Origin of the sequence: Vibrio sp. 10N.261.52.A1, from assembly GCF_002876325.1 — a bacterium.
Lineage (GTDB): Bacteria > Pseudomonadota > Gammaproteobacteria > Enterobacterales > Vibrionaceae > Vibrio > Vibrio chagasii.
Map to the genome: position 1 here is coordinate 1 of NZ_MCYD01000779.1, position 1,380 is coordinate 1,380.

2 protein-coding genes are annotated in these 1,380 nt (G+C 38.3%); one reads left to right on the forward strand and one right to left on the reverse strand.

Features of this window, described 5'->3' with window-relative positions; all coding sequences use genetic code 11:
- The first annotated feature begins 161 nt into the window (after positions 1–161).
- Positions 162–524 carry a hypothetical protein gene (locus tag BCT81_RS16270; RefSeq protein WP_102425112.1) on the forward strand — a complete coding sequence of 121 codons (363 nt, stop codon included), beginning with the start codon at positions 162–164 and terminating at the stop codon, positions 522–524.
- A gap of 491 nt (positions 525–1,015) precedes the next feature.
- Here BCT81_RS16270 and BCT81_RS29365 read toward each other — a convergent pair.
- A partial coding sequence (locus tag BCT81_RS29365; protein ID WP_198596911.1) for a hypothetical protein occupies positions 1,016–1,380 on the reverse strand: 365 nt, incomplete at its 5' end.

Consider the following 1,380-nt stretch of genomic DNA (forward strand, 5'->3'; position numbering starts at 1 on the left):
CTGCAACGCTCACGAAAATATGTGTTAGAAGAAAATACTACTAGATTAAAGCTAGAACTAAACCGTTGTGAACTAAAGCCTGAGGCATTTCGCCTTGGGCTTTTTTGTATCTATTGAAAAGTAGAAGTTGGGCTTCTGCTAAAACTAAAAGGGAAAAACTTATGAATACTTGTATCAAAGAGCCGTTGACGAAACTATTTTATGCCCAAATGAACTTAGCTGAATCTGTTGATGAGATTGCTTCTTGCATTGCTAATTTCAGTTCAACATTCAATTGCGATATTCGAGCTTCGTTTGAGGGGTTTGAACTTAATCTTGCCCCTGTTACTGATGAGACAATCGAAAGCACTACTTCTACAGATTTAAAAGCAATGTTTATAGCTGTAATTGGACATTGTGATGGGGTGGAAGAACAACTAGATGTTGTGGGGTATTTTGGTAACGTTTACAGATGTGACATTTACTCTACTGCTGAAGGTTTCAAAGTCCAGAAAAAAGTTGAAGTCACAAGAGAGTCGCAATAAGACATAACGAGCCTTGAATTGAATTATCTCATAACTCGTTGTTTACTTGGGCATTGCTATCTCAAGTCTGCCTATTTTGATATGGCGGTGTATAGCGTTATTAATAGCTAAGACATTAGGGGGCAATAGCTCCCTAGGTTAACTGAAAGCTATATTTTAGGTTGAACAACTTCCATAAAATGAACTGCTTGTAACTTATCTTCAAATACCTTGGAGAGTAATCTCTCAAAGTGTGCTGAGAAGAAAAGGAACAACGGAACTTCCTGTCTCAGTAGCCTACGAGTTGGGTTTTGTAGTGCATTACTCCTAACAAAACAAAAAGCGCTAAAAACTAACAGAAATCGTTGGTTTTGGCGCTTTTTTATTAACTTTTTGCTTTAAAAATAGCTATTTTTAGTGCTTTTTAACTAGTTTGTTCAAAAGCGCTAATGCTTAGCAAAGTTAGGCAAAAATCAGAACGTTAATCACGACAAAGCCTCTAGCTGAGCCACTTACTTTAGCAGTCCTTGTGAAGTGAACTTAGCCTTTAGCTTGCTAACAATCGGCTGTGACACCTGAAAGCGAGCAGCGATATCTTTTTGCTTATTGCCCATCTTCAATGCATGTAAGATATCCTCTTCATCCTGTAGCGTCAGCTTGCTGTTTGTTCTACGACGCACTGTCGCTTTGCTTTGAGTTACAGGAAAAAGCGAAGCTATATTTGTATTGCCTTCAGAAAGGGTTAGAAGCTCAGTTTCTCGCTGATTGTGAATATTATGCTTAGTGACAACATCCTCTACATAGAAGAGCTTGGGGCTGTTGTAGTGTACTTCAAACGAAATCTTTTGCTTGTCGAATACAGCAATGAAGCACCCAA

Coding starts and splice junctions, on each gene's coding strand:
- BCT81_RS16270 (WP_102425112.1), top strand. CDS start 162: ATGAATACTTGTATCAAAGAGCCGTTGACGAAACTATTTTATGCCCAA.